We start from the raw sequence: 230 nt of genomic DNA on the forward strand, positions 1-230 counted from the left end.
TTGGCTTAGAAGCAGCCACCCTTTAAAGAAAGCGTAATAGCTCACTAGTCGAGTCGGCCTGCGCGGAAGATGTAACGGGGCTCAAACCATGCACCGAAGCTACGGGTATCATCTTATGATGATGCGGTAGAGGAGCGTTCTGTAAGCCTGTGAAGGTGAGTTGAGAAGCTTGCTGGAGGTATCAGAAGTGCGAATGCTGACATGAGTAACGACAATGCGAGTGAAAAACT

General features: G+C 49.1%; 1 rRNA gene. It reads left to right on the forward strand.

The window, feature by feature from the left end:
- Window positions 1-230 (forward strand): 23S ribosomal RNA (locus ACNFBR_RS29350); the annotation flags it as partial.

The sequence above is a fragment of the Pseudomonas sp. NY11955 genome (assembly GCF_048068035.1).
Classification (GTDB): Bacteria; Pseudomonadota; Gammaproteobacteria; order Pseudomonadales; family Pseudomonadaceae; genus Aquipseudomonas.